Raw genomic sequence first — 18142 nt, forward strand, 5'->3', positions numbered from 1 at the left:
CGTAATAAGAATGGAAACGCAGCACACTCTCGAGTTACACAGCAACTGGCAGTTCAGAAAAGCAGGCAATAGAACCTGGCGATCTGCAGAAATCCCAGGCTGTGTCCACACCGACCTGCTAAGGCACGGACAGATCGCTGATCCGTTTCATGGGACGAACGAGCTGGACTTACAATGGATCGAGAGCACGGACTGGGAATACAGGCTCGAATTCGATTGCCCACAGAACTTGCTAAAGGAACAACACATCGAGCTAGTCGCGGATGGGCTTGATACCATAGCAACTATCACGCTCAACGGAGTCCAAGTCGCCCAAACAAGTAACATGTTTGTCGGATACCGATTCCCAGTCAATAAACTCATACAGGCTGGACGAAATCGACTGGAGATCTTTTTCCACAATCCTCGTGAAGCGATGCTAATTCGCCAACCCGAACTACGGCCTATCACATGCGATCACATTGGAGGTCGCACACAATTACGAAAACAACAGTGCTCATTTGGTTGGGACTGGGGCCCACGCCTCGCAACAAGTGGTATATGGCGCCCAATTCGACTCGAAGCTTGGTCCAAAAACCGGATCACCGATTACTTAATCACTCAGCAACACCAAGCGGGGCAGTGCATCGTGACCGCACAGATAGAGACGGCAAGAAAGGGTAAACGCTATCGAACACGAGCAACAATTCGGCAAGCTGGAACTTTTATTGGTTCCAACGAAGCTCCCCTATCCGAGAAGATTGCGATCGCAATCGACAAACCTCAGCTTTGGTGGCCAAACGATCACGGCGATCAACCACTTTACGAAGTCAGCATCGAACTTCTCGAGGAAGGTGAAGTCATCCAAACTCAAACACAACGAATCGGGCTCTGCGAAATAAAACTAGACCAGCACCCAGACGAATGGGGCACCAGTTTTCAATTTCTGGTAAATGGCAGGCCAATCTTCTCTAAAGGGGCCAACTGGATACCAGCCCACAGTTTTGTGAACGAAGGTGAATCCTTGATCCCCGACCTACTCGATGCAGCCGTTGACGCCCATATGAACATGATCCGCGTCTGGGGAGGGGGGATCTACGAGCTGGAAAATTTTTACGAAGGATGCCTCGAACGCGGACTGCTCGTGTGGCAAGACTTCATGTTCGGCTGTGCTCTCTATCCAGCAGATGCTAGCTTTGTAAAATCTGTAAAACTCGAAGCCGAGCATCAAATTCGTCGACTCCGTAATTATAGCCACATCGCATTGTGGTGCGGCAACAATGAGAACGAGCAAATGTTCACTAAGCAATTGCGTGAGGATGCAAGACTACGACGCAACTACGAGAAGCTCTTCCTCACCACCCTCCCAAACGCTCTGCAAGGCCTGCTGCCCGATGCGAATTACATTTCCAGTTCAGAACATAACCCGGACGATCGCTATGGTGACACTCGGAATATAGAATCTGGAGATGCACACTACTGGGGCGTTTGGCACAATCGTGCGCCCATCAGTAACTACGAGCAACAGCTACACCGTTTTTTCTCAGAGTTCGGTATGCAGGCTTACCCGCATGTTGAAACCGCACGAACCTTTACAGATTCGTCCAATCTATTTGGCCCCGAGATGAATAATCATCAAAAAAATGGCGGTGGCAATCAAACCATCTTTCACTACATTTCGGAGCTGTATCGATTCCCCAAGAACTACGAATCCACAGTTTACTTATCTCAAACAATGCAAGCATTTTGCCTGCGCTTCGGAATCGAACACATGCGACGCAACATGCCACGCACGATGGGAGCTCTATATTGGCAGCTCAACGATTGCTGGCCCGTCGCATCCTGGTCCAGTATTGACTTCGGCGGTCGTTGGAAGGCACTACATTATGCAGCCAAGCGCTTCTTTGCGCCGGCGTTGGTTTCTGTCAAAGTCATAGGTGGCGAGTGGACGCATAGGAGCACAAATACTCTTTTCAGCGATGTCTCTGGCTTCGAGATTTATACCGTTTTCGATGGCCCACAATCTACTAAGGCTAAGCTCGAGTGGCAATTATGGAGCGTCAGCCTGAATCAACAATTGGATAGCGGCCATCATGTGAAACGACTTCTACCTGGAAGATCCGTCCGCCATAAATCGCTTAAACTTAAAAAACTCATAAAGAAACATGGTAAACAAGACCTCGTTTTACGCACGCGACTTAAGGCCGAAGGAGCTATCGAGAGTGAGAACACCACCTTCCTGACAGCTCCCAAGCACATCGAGTTCGCGACTCCACAGATCAGCACCAAAGTAAAACGTACAGCCGAAGGCGTTCACGAAATCGAAGTCAGCAGCAATACAATTGCCTATCAGATCTATATCAATCTAGCAAATGCGATCTCGCATCGTGTCAGCGATAATTTTTTCGACCTATTTCCAGGCGAGACTAAGCGCATAATCCTCTCTACGCATGAGCCGCGAAGCACCTCCGAGATTCGTAACAACTTAGAAGTAATGAGCTATCGCGATAGCTATCAAAAGTGAAACAATGGAAGCGTATAGACCCACCCTCTTCTCAAACTACGCTAACGAACCACTTCTATTTCAGGCTCGGTCTTAGAACCCTCCCAACACTCAAACTGCCTAAACCGCGGAAAGTAGCTGTAATCGGACAAATCAATGTACTGCCCGGGCACAGCCCACTTCACACCAATTTCTGACAATAATTTCCCCTGTTGAAAGGCCTGTGTGAGTGACTGATCTAAACCGACCACAACTGTTTTAACACTTCCCGACTCATCAGCCAATCGCTGAATGAAGTCAGGCGGAATATTATGCACTTCAGATGACTCGTGAGCACCATTGACGCAAATGGTGTGAGCTGCAGCGATCTCAAGATCACAGATAAAGACAGAATCATCCACACTTCGAGCCAGCAGACGTTCAATAATAACTTCGCGCAATTCATCACCGAATTGACAAGCTAGTATAGTCTCTTCCCCTTGATCCGTACTCAGCGCGACTTCCGTAAAGGTCCAATGAATCGATCCTAGCTCGCCATCTATAATAATCTCTGGATCAACCTGAGTCGAAGAACTATGAGTGGCATAAAAATACAAAGGCAAGCCGGTCGTGGTTTCAATACGCATGCAAGCGGTATCAGCACTCTCAATCGAGTGCGCGCGGTACAACTCAGCTCGAATCCCAGCGAGTTCAGCCGACTTCTCAACTGTGATACCGCCGAGAAAGCACATCATATTGAGCTGATGCCCAATCGCATTATTAAATGGGGAATCCAACATCCAATCTTGACCGACCAACAGACGACCCGCCCAATCATTTCTAGCATAATACGCATCATCTCTTGGCCAAAGTCCCATCGACCGGATCGATCTTATTTTACCAATTCGCCCGTCTAAAATTGCCTGCTTCATCCAAAGCGTTTCAGAAGCATAAATAGTCTGAAAGCCTACAGCAACAAAACGTCCTGTTTTACGCTCTGTTGCCTGAATCGCTCGCACATCTTGAATTGTAGCCGCCGCAGGTTTCTCCAAGAACACATTTGCACCCGCTTCCATCGCTGCGATCGCCATACGCGCGTGTAAATGAATCCCTGTGGGGATGAAACATAAATCGAGTTGCCCATTTAAAGCACGAAACATTTTCTCATAGTCGTCGAAAATATCCCCGCCTGCCGCACGAATACATTCACACTTTTCTAATTCGTCCTCTTGATTGATCACTGTCGCCCCCAACAAACAAATGCGATCGCATGCGACAGCTCGTTGAATCATCTGATAATGCACTTTCGCAAATCCCGACAAACCAACAAGAGCGACTCTAAGAGCCCTAGAAGGCATTCGAACTCTCTCACTCGCTGATGATTTTACACCCTGCTCACTGTTTCTACACATCATGTATTTGTTGAGATAAATAATTTTTGAGAAATAACTTCAGCGATCAAGATAGACGGCCATCAGACCGACTTAGTCAAAAATCGCATCAAATTAAAATCTGATAAAAAGCATAATTTTCAGAAAAGACACCTAAGCGAGCCAAGGCGGATCCTTAGGCAATGCATGACTGAATGCATGCAATAAACTTGCTTGATAGGAATCGTCAAAACGCCCCTCATTAAACCGCGGTAAGCCCTCCTCAACGAATCGCCGCCAACTAGCAACCTCGTCTCCGGGAATGATCGGAAAGAACCTAGCACCAGCCGCTTCTGCCGCGAACTGATCCCCTAAAGCATCGCCCAACACAAGCACCTCATAGTTCGTATCAACCGACTCCAGAATTTGTTTAACTTGGGCCGCCTTAGTCCCAAATTCTTGACCCGCGATGAATACAGCATGCGAATCCAATCCAGCCTGAGCCCATTCATAGACCAATGTACTCCGAGGAGCCTGGCTGACAACCACCACATCACATGTCTCCGCAGCCCGCTGTAATGCAGTACCAACCCCGGCGAATGAGGCAACTCCATGGCACATCTCTTTAACCAATATATTCACTTCGCGAGTCCAAGCCAACATCGCTTTTAAGGCTGCATCATCTGTAAGCGCAGCCGCGCGCTGCAAACTGGGTTCTCCCAAGGCTTCTGCTTCTTTCAAAAATCGATAAAGCTGACTAAAATCCATAAAGCTGACTTCAGCTGCACGGACTGCGGGGTGCTCGGATAATAATTCCAAAGCCATGCCAACTGCTAGAAAGCGATTGCTACCACGCGTCACGCTGTATAAATTAACGAATTCCCAGACCTCTCGTGCTTGTTTTGCGCAGTTTTGTAAGCCGAAGTGCTTTATAAAAGCAGGACAAAAACACTCCTTGTGTTTGATATCCATAACATCAAAAGCACACCCGTCGCTATCGCAGGCAATGAGTCTGGTATGTAGCGACTCGTAGCTAATTTTTGCATTAAGTTCAGTCATCTTGATACATTACCTCAACAAGGCGGTTCGAATTGAAGTGTAATCGGAAGACGTCCACTCGGAGTCAGTTTTCCGGAAATAATATTAACCACATTTCTCATCGCAGCGCGGCTGGCACCTAGGCTGCATATACAGGTGCTCGCACCAGAGTAAAGGCTCAAGTCATAGGGAGACTCCATCGCAACTACGATGACACGCTTCCCAGAAGCCAAGCATACCTGAACGAGTTCAAGTTGATGGTCAAAATTGATCGCATTGATACTCCCGACGATCACCACCTCGCTCTCTGCGCAAAGCTCCTTAGCAGAGGTAATATTGTCCACAGTCGGCACGAGCTCCGTCAAGAGTGATTGTGCACCGGGAAATTGCTCGACAACCTCTTGAATCAACATGTCTTCACTCTGCTCTGAATCATTCGCACCATCGAGCTTTTGAGGCTTAGGCTGTATGACCAAAATCTTAGTATTTGGACTCGAAACTAGCGGTAATTGCTTCTCTCGGTCTTTTAAAACGACAACCGACTGCGCGGCCACAGCTTGCTCACAGGCTGATACCTCTTTCGTTCGAAAAGAACGAGCTGCGATTTCATTCGGAACTAGTGCATTATCGTAAATATTAATTTTCTTTCGCAAACGATGAATACGCAAAAGCGATTCATTCAGAAGCGACTCGTCCAATACACCCGTCTTTACAGCATCATATACGGCACGATACCCATCAAGAAAATGCTCACTATCGCCACGCAAGAGCAATACATCGCAACCAGCCTGAAGTGCCATAATACTTGCCTGTGCAGTTCCGTATTTCTCTTGTATCGCACTCATCCGCATCGCATCAGTTTCTACAACACCTTGGAAACCCAAAGTCTTGCGCAAATATCCGCGTATAATTTGAGCCGACAAAGTCGCTGGCAAACGGGAGGAATCCATAGCTTCCACAATGACATGTCCAGTCATCACAGCTTCAGCGCCTGACTGCAATAAGCTGCGTATGGGCAAATTGTCATGCAATTCAAGCTCTTGAAATGATTTGGTCACTTCAGCCATTCCTTTATGAGCATCGACAGCAGTCGCTCCATAACCTGGGAAGTGCTTGATCATCACGGCAAGTCCTGAACGTTGGTATCCCCGCATCATGGCGAGTGCATGTTCGGTGACCAACTTAGGGTCCTCACCAAAAGACGCTGCTTTCAATGTGTGACGACCAGCAAAGGAAAAGACATCCGTGATCGGAGCTTGAACTAAATTAATCCCGAGCGAACGCATCTGACAGCCTGTCAGATAGGCGGCTTCCTCAGTTAGCTTAAGATCATTAGCACACCCGAAACTCATATGACTACCAAAGACAAGTGCACCGTATCTATTGATATCGTTGCGAGTTCCGCCTTCCTGATCCACTCCGAATATTAAGGGAAAACCACTCCCCTTCGTCATAGAAAGTGTCTGCAAGGAATTCAATAAGGATGCATTACTTGCTGGAGTCAGGTATGAATTGGGACTGCCGACGACCTTACTATGATTATCATAAAAAGCGTTCGGACAATATCGTACAAACGCGATACCATATTCTGTAATAAAACGACTGATATCTGGGGTCACCGAACTCGATTGGAAAATAGGACTGCAGACCTGCCCCACTTTATGAGATAGGGGTAAATCCAATATCTCCTTCTCTGTGATAGTGCACTTCATGTTAAATATCTAATAATAAATTGAAAATGATACAGCTACACTGCACTCGTATCCTCACCCTTCGGGGCAAGGATCTGCATTGCCACGGTATTTCCATGCAAAAAACTACTAATGTCACTTAGTCCTGAGGAGGCAGAGAACTCCGGCTCACAGCAAATTTAGCAAATCGAGTAAGAGACTCCCGTCCACGGATATATATAGTATGCTTCCCTGCCGACAGTTGCATCTTACGGGGATACTCTTTGCGCTGAATTGAATTGATCATCCACTCCCAGCGCCCAGGGGCCGTAACAGGGAAATCCCAATAACCAGGCTCTCCATCATCGACTTGCACAAAGCAACTATCGTGCCCGGGCGAACCTGGGCCAGGAACGCTCATTAAACCATGTAGATAATACACTCCTGCCTCTTCGATTTCGAAATCAAATTTGATATACGCCTCTGAAGATGCGGCCCGAGTCGCGGGAGCTGCTAAATATGGAACCACTGGCGCATTAGGATCACTCTCGACTACAGTCATTCCGCGTTGCTCGAGATCCGCAGCTACAAACATCTGAATGCCTGGATCTGCAAGACGCACTTTGGCTTTAACAAATGAAGTACGATTATAACCGAAATCAGTTCGAACAGTGATAGAGCCCTGACGCAGGCCTTCACGCTTAAAATCAGGTTTCAGTGAGACTGTCACTTCGTGTACCTTGCCATCACATGGACCATTACTTGGACTGAATTGCAACCATGCTTCGTCACTCAGGATCCGCCAACGCTTACCTGTAGAACTTGGTGCGGTAATATAAAGCGTATCAGCTTTCTCGTTGCTAGTAGCCAGTGTTTTCTCAATTTGAAGCTGCATAGGAAGTGCTGATACACTGTCTTCTCTAACTGGGAAAAGTGGAGATGCGCCCACTTGAAAGGCACCGATATCTGGAGCACTCCCCTGGTATTCCTCACTGATCATGGGCAATGCAAGAGCACGATCTATTGCGAGTGATCCATCCGATAAACGATAGTCACCAGCTGCACGATCGCGGAACGATTCCAATCCAGTCACTCCATTTTGCTGCCACTCAGGCAACGGTGGATCAATCGAGTTCGGGCGCGCCATATCGTAATCAAAGTCAGCCTTCGATTTTTGAGGCCAGAGTAATACACCGGAAGCAAACAGGTTATTCCGTGTGAACAATGGCGTCGGACCTTTGCCCCAATTGCCACCTCGAAGTGCCATACTATTACTGAAAATAGTATTATGAAAGAAGTAATTGATGCCTGGCTCTTCCACCTTATTGCCTCCCACTTTAAAAGCAAAATTAGTTTGTCCACGCTCTTCGCCCTCTAGAACAATAAGATTATTATAGATATACGATGGTCCAAGGATCGTCGGTGCAGTACTAACCCCGCAGTAACTGCTCTGAATCCAATTATTAAAAAAGCGTACATTCATCTGCCCACCGTCCAATTCGACACCATCATCGTTACTAAAAAACATAGTGTTCCCATCAAAGTCGGTATCACGATGAGGCCCGCCAGTTATATAGTTATTATAGGCCCCCTCAATTGTATCATTGAAACGATGCTCTTCGCCTCCAATTAGTGAATTATTGCGAATCACCAAATTCCCATCTGAATTAAACAAAATAATCGAAGTGGGCCCCAATGGGTGGCCATTTTTCCATGAAGTCGCACGACCACGAGGATTGTGGATATAGCAATCCTCAACAACAATGCGCGAAGAGTATCGACCAATGCGAACGCCACCTTCCAAATTAATACGCTCTCCATTTTCATCTAGATAAAATGGACCGCGCCCCCACTTGGGATTAGTGGAAGGCAATAACTCACCAGGCCGGCCCCACTCGGAAATATCACAACGCATAATACGAACATCCGTTGAGGAACGCAGTGTAACTGCATCTTTAACACCACCTCGAATCGTTAAGTTGTCCAAAATAACATGGTGCACCGCTTCAAACTTAACTGCGTTTGCACCGTTCATACCAACGTTTAATACTGTCGTACCGCTAGGATCGCCAGTATAACGAACCCAGCCCTCAGCAGAACCGCTCTCTGTAATGAGCAATGGCTCCGTAATTTCCCCTGCTGGTAGATAAACGGTCCTAGCAATCGGCACCTCACTCGACCACGTCTTAACAGTCATAAAAGCGGGTTCCATCTTCTCTGTAAGATTTGGATCTTCCATCCAAGTCTTTATTTCGTACTCCGTATCTTCTTCGAGGTTTAATAAACTGGAGCGCAACTGCTTCGTCTTGTCCTGCCATTGCATCGGCAAACTAGCACGCCATTCTTGTTCACCTTTTTTCCTAAATACAGAATAGCCCTTCGTGAATTGACTCATATCCCCTATAATATCGGCATAAATACCAATCGAACTGAAAGTTGCGACTCCTTCTAACTTGGCAATAGTCGGAGCAGAACGGATGCGCTCCGCAGCTGGAATAACCGAGATATCAGCAAACCACAACGACTTCCCAACATATCCTGAGCCCTGATTATAACGTAAAAGCACGGCCAGCGCATCCGCATCACCAACATCCAACTCTTTTTCAAGCTTCGTCCACTCTCCACGCTGACCACTGTTCACACTGATACGCTGGTATTCTTTCCCGCCCTTATAGAGTTTAATTTGAATAAATCCCTTCTGAGCCTTCATCCAACCTTCTAGAAACAATATGCTATTCGGCTGCACCTTAAACTTAGATGCAACTACCTGCCCTTCGCCGGCGCCAGAGCCTTCAATATCAATACGTAAACTACCTTTAGCTCCTTCAGGCTTCTCATTTACATCATAATGAATCGATGCCTTCCCTGAGCTCGCCAGCTTCCAACCAGCAGCAGAACCTTCGCTCCACTTCGAAAAATCTCCATTCCGAACTAATTCTGAAGCGCCTAACTGAGCGGGCAACTGAACTGCTAGGCTGAATAGAGCGGCGATTATAAATGCCAAATTAGAGAAGTGCAGACGAAGCATCCTCAACACGGGGAATTGTAGACTAAACATCTGATAAGATCAGCAACTACAACTGACTTAGTCAATAGCCAAATCTAAACAGTCACTATAAATATTATCTAATTCATCGAGAGCTATGCCTGAGCTCAAAGAACGTCCCCTAAACCCAGTGTGTCGCTTCAGCAGAATAATAAAATCCGAATACGTACCATAAGATTTAACAGGTTCGAATCGACTTGGACCAATTGGTAGCTTCGCAATGACAATAAGTTGAAGATAAAAACAGAAAGCTGATTACCATAAGATTCACGATATCCTGCACCGCATCGTGACTTAGTCAATGTGCCTATTTTGATTATCCAATTGAGCACAATGGTAGAGACCAAGTTGAATTCTCGTATTTAAAATGAATAATAAGCCTCTTCGCTTCGCTCTACTTTTATTGAAACTCTGTATCCTCCATAAAAATCAATCGCACGTTAATCTTGCTAGAGTTAACATCTTTGCGTGCTATAAACGCAAAGATCTGCTTCCCCTCGTAGACTCTCCAATTATTACTGTAAAGCGGCTTCCAACCATCATCGGTTTCTAATAAAAACTGCGCCAGCACATTTCCTCCTGAATTGGGATGCACGTCCACCATGCGCATCTTACCTGCATTCAACTCAAATTTTGCATCATCCAAGCGACCGATCATTTTATTTGAAGACAAATTAACCAGAGTTACCTGGTTAGGCTTCCCCATCTTCGCATCAAATAAAATGGGATAGAGGCGGTAACGCTCCCCGGAGCTCTGTGCATCCTTGATAAATACAAAAATGTAATGCCCCTTCGCAGCTGTCGTAAGAGTAGTCAGTGCCACGGGCGTCTTGCTATAACCATTCTCAGTTTTCTCCTTACGGTAAAACTGTAAAGTGGCGGGTCCAGTGTAACGCTGCGTCTTCGAAAAACTGGCATTAGGACTAAAAATCTGCTCTTCGCCATTCGCGGATGCATAAAAGACATCTTTAACTGCCTGCCCCCAACTGATTGTTTGAAAACTAATTGAGACATGCTCTTCAGATGCCTGAGTCTGTAATGGATCCACCGCGAAGAGTACACTTAGTGTAATACAGAACCAACAAATGTGTGCTTTAACCATAATATGTCTTACTTGATCCAACGAAAAGATGTAACCTTAAATGCACGACCAAACTGCTGATTCAACGCTGTTAATTCACTAAAACTATCAGATGGAAGATTTCCCACACCACCGGCTAAATCACTACCTGCTACATACTCAACTTGCCGCTCGACGACCGCCTCGCACATCGCCGATGCAATCCGTTTTCCAGTCACCGGCGAAACCGTTTCTCCCATAGCACGAATCACAAAGGTATCAGAACGTGAACTTAATTTGGGGCCCAAAGCACTCAAGAGGTCAGCCTGCGTTACTGATCCCGGAGCAAATAAATTGGAGTCATCATTGATTGCAGAATGCTCAATTGCATGTTGAATCGTGCCCATATCACCAAAATCGTCGTTACTTAAACGGCGATTAATAAATTCCGCTAAGCTGATAAATGGCCGTCCCTGTCCAGCGGAACGTGCACGCCGTTTAATCTCATTCACAATACTGCGTGCCAGTGTTAGCGACGCAGAATCCGCATCGTACAAGCTATCAGTCGAGATATCTTTATACCCAGACCATTCATTGCCCGCTCCGTTAAAAGGCATCGCATTGCGCAAAAAAGCATTCTCAGCAGTAGTCTCAGCCCCACTGGCTTGATCTCTAATTGGCAATCCAGCCATACTGCCCAGGAGTGCAGCCCATGCCAATTCAGACACTGAGTTAATATTAAAGCCACCATCAACTCGAAGATGCGCAGCCGCCTGATCATATTTCTGAAGCTCAGCCAATAGCGTAGCACCTTGAAGATACGATGCGATTTCAAGATGACTACTCGGCAACGGATCCGAAAGCTCAGCCACTTGAACTCCCTCTGGTAGCGATGAAAAGAAATAACCATCCCAGAGGGCAGTGTTCAATGCGTACGACACATCAAGTAGCTTATCACCAGAGACCGTGTCATACCATTTAGTTTTTGCTAAGGTATCGTTCGGTGCATACGAATTCCCGAAGGCATAGGATGGTTCATGTGGGTACAAAGATAATAGGGCATTTTGAAACTGACCAAGAGAGATTAACGGTTCTCGTGGTACATCATATAACACCGTGCGTGTCGGATCAAAACCGTCCCCCTCGCCGACCGTACTTGATGGCCCCCAATAACCATATTGACTATGAATCCCACCCGGCGTATCGAAATCCGGATTCACTGCCCCTAACTCAAAAGTCCAATCCCAGGCACTGACTGTTTTATTTGACGAACTCCCATTGCGCGTACTCATGAGCGGAGAGCGTGGATTAAATACACCTAGAAAATCAGCGCGATCAGCGGGATCATACTCATCTGCTGATTTAACTTTCCCACGAACAATCGCAAATGATTGACTCACAGAGGGGTCCACAGGCCAATTCATATCATAACTGTAATCATTTGCAGCATTTACATTTCGAACATTTGCAGCTCCACGTATATAGGCACTGTCATTATATACAATAAGATTGGGTGTATAACGCTGTATGTAAAAAGCTAAGCTCAATGATTCAACTGAACTCGCAAAGGATATATCGATGGAAAGCCTATCATAATTAGCCACACTCGCAGGCCAACGAGACCCGGAATCCCACGTCGGCCGAATCTCAAGATAGCCATCACTCCAATTTGAAACCTCCGTCGCGACAGCCATCGGCATTTCCGTATCCGTGTAATTGCGAATGTTCGAAGCATTGAAAATGCCAGCGGGAAACAAACGAATCGAACGCCCAGGCTCGATCGATGTCTGATCCCCATGTATCAACATACGCATGACATTCCCCGCGGGGATGTCGTTCTTAAGGAAAGTCATAAATCTTTTAGAGAACACCGTTGTCGGCGCGCTGTCATCACTACTGGACAGTGTCAGGGTGATCGTAGGATTAAAATTGCTGATATGATATTCATACCATCCCCCCTCTAATTTAATATTATATGGGTTGGTGAGCTCAACAAAAGGGTGAATGCGAATCACGGGAAAATCAGCGCTATCACTGGAAACAGACAGCACTAGCCCTAACTCCGTTGTCAGAGCAAAATAAGGCTGATTCACCCAAGCAGTTACTGCGTCCTGCGAATTAATATTTATATATGGATTAGTCGCATTACCATTCCCTCCATTCGTATCGAGCGCACTGGTTCGACCAGGTTTAGCATCATACGGCGGTCGCGGATACAGTTTGCCACCGGCAGCACTGAGTAGTTCAGACGCATTATAATAATCACTCAAATATTCCCAACGCGGCCCATAGATAGACAGATCGGGTGTCACAAAAACCGTGTGTTCAGCAAATTCAGCTGGTAAGCTTGACGCTTGAAAAACAGAGGTCAAATCTCGCTTCAGCCCTCCATTCACCGGATCCGTCAACAGTGTATACGACGAGGCGGTTAAATCATGATAAAAATCATCAATCGCGACGCTGGTCAGACTCTCGAACTGTGCCCTGCTGCGAACATGCTCGATCTTAGGGCTATTGACGGGATAAGTTGGAGCGATCGTTTCAATACCATTTCGCTGTGCCACAGTAATACGGCGATTATCCGCACTCGAATTGGAGGCCAGCGCATAGGGGTCGAGTTTATTGAATTTTGCCTTAGTGCCTTCGTCCCCCACCCAATAGGCATACCGCCCCGTCCCTGAAGGAGAATCAATATCCATGGTCTTCGCCAATACAGCTGGAGCGCTAGCCACGGCTGGCAACATTTCAACTACATCTGCAGCGGCGACGTCCAATGCCTCAGCAGGATTATTTAAGGATAAATCCTCCTCTCCAGAAACCAACCAAACCGGCCATTGAGTCGAATCATAACCAGGCCCTGAGGGCATACTATGCCATACGCCTGTCCAATATTGATGATTATCAGCCATGATATCACCGCGAGCGGTGCTCCGTTGATCCGCACCGGCATATTTTTGCAATTGTCCAAGTGCCACCTGCATTCCCAGCAGCGCATTCTCCTGTGCACTCAACTGCTCCTTGCGGTTTGATGATACAGCCGATTCAATCGTAATAAATGAAGACAGACTGATGATTAACAAGAGCACAAAGGCCATCAAACTTAGCGCGATAACTAAGGCGAAACCTTGAGATTTTTCGATTTCAAGACAGGAGTTATAAGATTTCGACAGCATAGAGTATAAGTGCAGAAGTACAACAACTGGATCCAGAGTTTGTATTTAAATTCAAATAAATCAAATTATTATACCAAAGCGAAAAGCCAAATTATCATCGAACTACAGCTCAGGCTCGAATGCGCCTGTACAGATTTGGCAGGAACTGGAGTCCCCTGCTTGCCTCGCAAACCGATGCTGGAAATAACTCATTCTAAGATGATATACTAAACAAAGCGAATGCCAGCAAGACGCCCCCCCCCCCAAAAAAAAAAGAACTACACGAAGTAGCAAGACATCTGTCCTACTAGTCAAAAAAGTCACCTTCTAGATTTTAAAATCTAGAAGGTGACGATTGAAGGTCCAGCTATGATCGACGGCGACGCACAGCCAGAAGTAGACCTGACACACCAAGCACTACAGCACACTGAGATGGCTCAGGGACTGCAACCACACTCACATTATCAATATATGCATTCTCCCCATCGTTAGAGGATTTAAATAGAAATCTCAATTTGAACTCATCCGCAGCCAATACACCGTTATAATAACTGGACGGAACCACAATAGAATAATTAACGAACCCTGCACTCGTGCCAGCGTCGCTCGCCAACCCAATCTCAGTCCCCGTATAGGAAGAAGACAAATCGGTACTCTCGTAACCATTAGGCATTCCTGAATCAACTAAGACTGACTGATAGCCAGAACCAAAATCAATCTCAAAGGCAAAGTCATCACTAGACTCCAACGAATTCACACCAAAATAATCAAACGAAAAAATTAGATCTTGGCTCACATCAGAAATAGCAACAAAACTAGACAATGCGGCCGAACGAGAACCGCTATGACGCATAAACAAACTGTTCGCGCCAGAACTCGCCTCAACGCTACTCACATAAACACGATCAGCGGTCGACACTGCCCAACCTGATGTAGTCGTGCCACTGCCAATCACGGTTCGATCATCAAAATTGTCAGTAAATAAAGTAGACGCATCCAGCGCGACTACAGAAGATAAAACAGTAAGGGGTAGGTATAGACATTTTAGGTTCATAAATTTCAGAGCACACAAAACCGCTGACTCAGTCAACAAAATAATGAACAAAAGGACTATCCCCGCCCCCCAAAAAAACGCCAGACACAATTACTCCACCGCCAGAAGAAGCGACACTCCGCACAAGCCAAGCCCCTCTGCAAAATCCGATTCTTAAAAAAATAGAACCCCAAAACCCGCAGATAAATAGAAAACGAATACCAAATAAAACAAGCACTCCTGAAATCCATACTATCAACTGAATAAATTTTTAATTGACTTAGTCAGCAACTCACAAAAACATATCGCCGTAGCAATGCAGCGAGCAAACAAAGCCCCCGCCCCTCAAAACGGAAAGGCACCCAGAAGACCTCATCAACCCAGATTCACGTGATCCCCCCACACTCCAAACCATTCCACAACCTGCTCATACTCCCCCTCACACTGATGATGCTAACCAGCATGGCTTGCTCCAAAGGTGCGCACACAGAGGACACGTCGACAAAGCCCCCGCTCGACTCGGGCATCGAGGCTCTGCGAGTATTTGACTTCAATCGCTCCTACGAACTGTTTCAACACATGTATGCTACAAGCAGCCATGAAGACAAAGATTGGCCACTCATTACGTACAACTATGGCATTTCCGCATGGCTAAGAACACCAACGACTGCAGAAGACGTCACGCTTGCCATCAACTTACTAAGCTCAGTCACAGCGCAATATCCCGATTCGATTTATAGTGCAGCAGCTCTGCTAGACCTAGGACGAATCGCCGAAGTCTCGGACTTCCGAGGGGACCCAACTGACGTGACGCAAGCACGCATATACTACGAGCGCGTCCGCACTGAATTTCCAAATAGCGAAATGTCGACTCGCGCGTCACTCTTCTTGGCGCAGACCTATGCTCAAACCCTAGAGCAAGACAAGATCAATAAAGCGATCTCCATCCTGGAAGCCTGCATCCTGCAAGAAACCAACGAAAAATGGATTGGAGTGCTCGCACTCTATCTTGGTGAACTTTATAATTCATACCTAAATCAGCCAGATGATGCAGTGGACCCTCTAATGCTAGCATTCAAATCCGGTTTACCGCGCCCTTCTTCAGCCGACTCACACCTCTGGACAATCGGCATGCTGGCGGAAAAAGCAGGACGCGATTCAGTGGCCTTGGAAGCTTATCAGCGCATCATCAACGATTACCCGCGCACAGTCTTTAGAAGTGTAAGCCAGGAACGCATCCGTAAAATACAAATGAAGCAGCCAGATGCATAACGACCAGCCACAGCCCCTGCCACAGGATAGAACACCACTTTTCCACTCAGTCTATAACCCCCATTGCGCCACCCACTAAATGAAAGTCTTGTTTTCAAAATTCAATACTAACTGGATCGCAGTTGGCATTCTTTTTTCCGCCTTTGTTTATAGCGCTTTTCGTTTTTACGTGATCAGCCAGGAACTCTCAAATGACAACAGCGCAGATGGCCAAAAAATTATAAGAATTACCCATTGGCAGCTCGAACCTGGATTTCGAGAGGCGCTTGAATGGGTAATCAATGAGTATAACTCACTCCCTAAAGTCGAAGCAGCGGGTTTGCGAGTCATGCAAGCTCCGATACCCCAGCCAGTTTACAATCAATTTATGAATGTCCACTTAATCAGTGGCACGGCTCCAGACATCGCAGTTAAGGGAGGCACGGAACTCATCAAGGGCAGTGCTCTCGCCAAATTCTATGCGCCACTCGGCAGCTACGTCGAAGATCCCAATCCATACAATGCACCTGAATACTTATCACCTGACCTAGAGGAAGATACCGCAAACTTCCTCAGCAATTCGCCGTGGCGCGACACTTTCTTCGATGGACTCATCGGTGGATATGATTCTTCACTCAGTGATTATTACGGCATCCCCATCACTGCCACAGGCGGGTTACGTATATTCTACAACGTTGATTTACTCCATAAAGTTAAAGCTTTTACATTATCCCACAGCGCCCCTGGCAATGACCCAGAATGGCTTCAAGAGCTCTGGCGCACTGATACAAACAAACAAGGCTATCTTCCGAGAGAGAGTGGGATCACCTGGTTAAAAGACTCTAGCATCCCACAAACACTTGGGCAATTTTATCTCTATTGCAATGCCGTCCAACAATACGCGCTAGCGACTGACAATGAATACCTCGTGCCGATCGCCAGTAGTAATTATCCCCACAATGACTTCGCAGATGAATACAAACAAGGCTTCCTCTCTGGGCTCAATAGACAACAAACTAAAAGAATGGATGGAATCGAAATCCTAGCTAGCTATGAGCGTGAACAGTGGAGTTTTCAATCACCCGAATTTCAGGAATTTTTCAACATGGTTGAAGCTACAGCGGCCTTCTACCCTAAAGGCTATTTAGGATTAGACCGCGAACAAGCACAACGTCGATTCGTACTTGGCATGGCTGCCATAATACGCACCGGAGGCTGGGATGCATCGAGCATCCTCTCTAGTATAGCCAAACGCGATGACCCAAAGGATCATTTCAAAGTCGAGATTGCAGCAGCTCCTTTGCCCGCTGAAGATGAGCGCTGGGCCAACTTCCTCTCCATGCGTGTTTCCGAAGCAGGTGTTCGCGGCGTAGCTCCCTTTGCCATCAACAAACAAAGCCCGCATCCGGAATGGGCACTCGATTTTCTAAAGTTCGCCACTTCCCACCGAATTAATCAGGAATTTGCCAAACGCGCAGGCTGGCTCCCCATATGTATCGCAGCAGAGCCACCAGAATCAATTGCAGCCTTCTCCCCCCTAGTCGAAGGTTTCCCCAAGCAACTGGTCATGGACTTTGCTGACGGCAGCGACAACACAATGCCAACAACAATTAAGAGTGCATGGAAGAATAACCTAAACCTGTTCGCGTCGGGTGACCTCAACCGCGAACAACTTGTCAAGAATCTAGAGAAGGTATTAGAGAGCCCGAATATCGGCATTCCTCGGGCGTGGTTAACACGACACCAAAAAGCAGTGGATCAAGCACGCGCTTATAACCGCTCTGTAACTGTTGAACGGTTAATAGGAATCTTAGGTAGCGAATCTGCCGCTCAAAGAGAGAAAGCCACTCTCTCAATAAACTTAACGAGCGATGAAGGCATCATGGTTAATAAAGCATGGCATGACACACACCCAGACAAACCTTTCCCGACTTACTAAATAGTCCCATTTTAGACTTAGCCCCCCATGCCCATTCAATCCGACGTTCCTCCGATCCCTGTGCCTGACGCTCATGCCAAGGGTAAAATGCGTGCCAAGCTCTTTCAAAAGAGTAAGCTCTT

Annotated in this window: 10 protein-coding genes; 3 read left to right on the forward strand and 7 right to left on the reverse strand. The window is 46.7% G+C overall.

Annotated elements, in window-relative coordinates; translation table 11 throughout:
* Window positions 1-10: 10 nt before the first annotated feature.
* On the forward strand, window positions 11-2503 hold the full coding sequence (locus QEH52_RS13120) for a beta-mannosidase (protein ID WP_308951050.1): 2493 nt from the start codon (window positions 11-13) through the stop codon (window positions 2501-2503).
* Window positions 2504-2544: 41 nt separating this feature from the next.
* On the opposite strand, the gene QEH52_RS13125 is transcribed toward QEH52_RS13120, so the two are convergent.
* The 7 genes from QEH52_RS13125 to QEH52_RS13155 form a co-directional block, all read right to left on the reverse strand.
* The gene (locus tag QEH52_RS13125) at window positions 2545-3876 is read right to left on the reverse strand and encodes a Gfo/Idh/MocA family protein (protein ID WP_308951051.1); all 1332 of its coding nucleotides are present in this window, start codon (window positions 3874-3876) and stop codon (window positions 2545-2547) included.
* A gap of 129 nt (window positions 3877-4005) precedes the next feature.
* The gene (locus QEH52_RS13130; protein WP_308951052.1) at window positions 4006-4890 is read right to left on the reverse strand and encodes an HAD family hydrolase; all 885 of its coding nucleotides are present in this window, start codon (window positions 4888-4890) and stop codon (window positions 4006-4008) included.
* A 14-nt stretch (window positions 4891-4904) separates the two neighbouring features.
* On the reverse strand, window positions 4905-6581 hold the full coding sequence (locus tag QEH52_RS13135) for a glycoside hydrolase family 3 protein (RefSeq protein ID WP_308951054.1): 1677 nt from the start codon (window positions 6579-6581) through the stop codon (window positions 4905-4907).
* Window positions 6582-6699: 118 nt separating this feature from the next.
* Complete coding sequence (locus QEH52_RS13140; protein WP_308951056.1) at window positions 6700-9543, reverse strand: right-handed parallel beta-helix repeat-containing protein; 2844 nt, start codon at window positions 9541-9543, stop codon at window positions 6700-6702.
* 442 nt (window positions 9544-9985) lie between these two features.
* The gene (locus QEH52_RS13145; RefSeq protein WP_308951058.1) at window positions 9986-10687 is read right to left on the reverse strand and encodes a hypothetical protein; all 702 of its coding nucleotides are present in this window, start codon (window positions 10685-10687) and stop codon (window positions 9986-9988) included.
* An 8-nt stretch (window positions 10688-10695) separates the two neighbouring features.
* Window positions 10696-13818 carry a hypothetical protein gene (locus tag QEH52_RS13150; RefSeq protein ID WP_308951059.1) on the reverse strand — a complete coding sequence of 1041 codons (3123 nt, stop codon included), beginning with the start codon at window positions 13816-13818 and terminating at the stop codon, window positions 10696-10698.
* A 346-nt stretch (window positions 13819-14164) separates the two neighbouring features.
* Window positions 14165-14851 carry a hypothetical protein gene (locus QEH52_RS13155; RefSeq protein WP_308951060.1) on the reverse strand — a complete coding sequence of 229 codons (687 nt, stop codon included), beginning with the start codon at window positions 14849-14851 and terminating at the stop codon, window positions 14165-14167.
* A gap of 441 nt (window positions 14852-15292) precedes the next feature.
* Between QEH52_RS13155 and QEH52_RS13160 the strand changes: the two genes are divergently transcribed.
* Window positions 15293-16102: a tetratricopeptide repeat protein gene (locus QEH52_RS13160; protein WP_308951061.1), complete on the forward strand. Its 810-nt coding sequence runs from the start codon at window positions 15293-15295 to the stop codon at window positions 16100-16102.
* Between the two features lie 79 nt (window positions 16103-16181).
* On the forward strand, window positions 16182-18020 hold the full coding sequence (locus tag QEH52_RS13165) for an extracellular solute-binding protein (protein ID WP_308951062.1): 1839 nt from the start codon (window positions 16182-16184) through the stop codon (window positions 18018-18020).
* Window positions 18021-18142 lie beyond the last annotated feature (122 nt).

This window comes from Thalassobacterium maritimum (assembly GCF_031127805.1).
Lineage (GTDB): Bacteria > Verrucomicrobiota > Verrucomicrobiia > Opitutales > Coraliomargaritaceae > Thalassobacterium > Thalassobacterium maritimum.

Bases quoted from the DNA above. Each gene is read 5' to 3' on its own strand.
- QEH52_RS13120 (WP_308951050.1), top strand. From the start codon at position 11: ATGGAAACGCAGCACACTCTCGAGTTACACAGCAACTGGCAGTTCAGA.
- QEH52_RS13160 (WP_308951061.1), top strand. From the start codon at position 15,293: ATGGCTTGCTCCAAAGGTGCGCACACAGAGGACACGTCGACAAAGCCC.
- QEH52_RS13145 (WP_308951058.1), bottom strand. From the start codon at position 10,687: ATGGTTAAAGCACACATTTGTTGGTTCTGTATTACACTAAGTGTACTC.
- QEH52_RS13165 (WP_308951062.1), top strand. From the start codon at position 16,182: ATGAAAGTCTTGTTTTCAAAATTCAATACTAACTGGATCGCAGTTGGC.
- QEH52_RS13135 (WP_308951054.1), bottom strand. From the start codon at position 6,581: ATGAAGTGCACTATCACAGAGAAGGAGATATTGGATTTACCCCTATCT.
- QEH52_RS13130 (WP_308951052.1), bottom strand. From the start codon at position 4,890: ATGACTGAACTTAATGCAAAAATTAGCTACGAGTCGCTACATACCAGA.
- QEH52_RS13155 (WP_308951060.1), bottom strand. From the start codon at position 14,851: ATGAACCTAAAATGTCTATACCTACCCCTTACTGTTTTATCTTCTGTA.
- QEH52_RS13125 (WP_308951051.1), bottom strand. From the start codon at position 3,876: ATGATGTGTAGAAACAGTGAGCAGGGTGTAAAATCATCAGCGAGTGAG.
- QEH52_RS13150 (WP_308951059.1), bottom strand. From the start codon at position 13,818: ATGCTGTCGAAATCTTATAACTCCTGTCTTGAAATCGAAAAATCTCAA.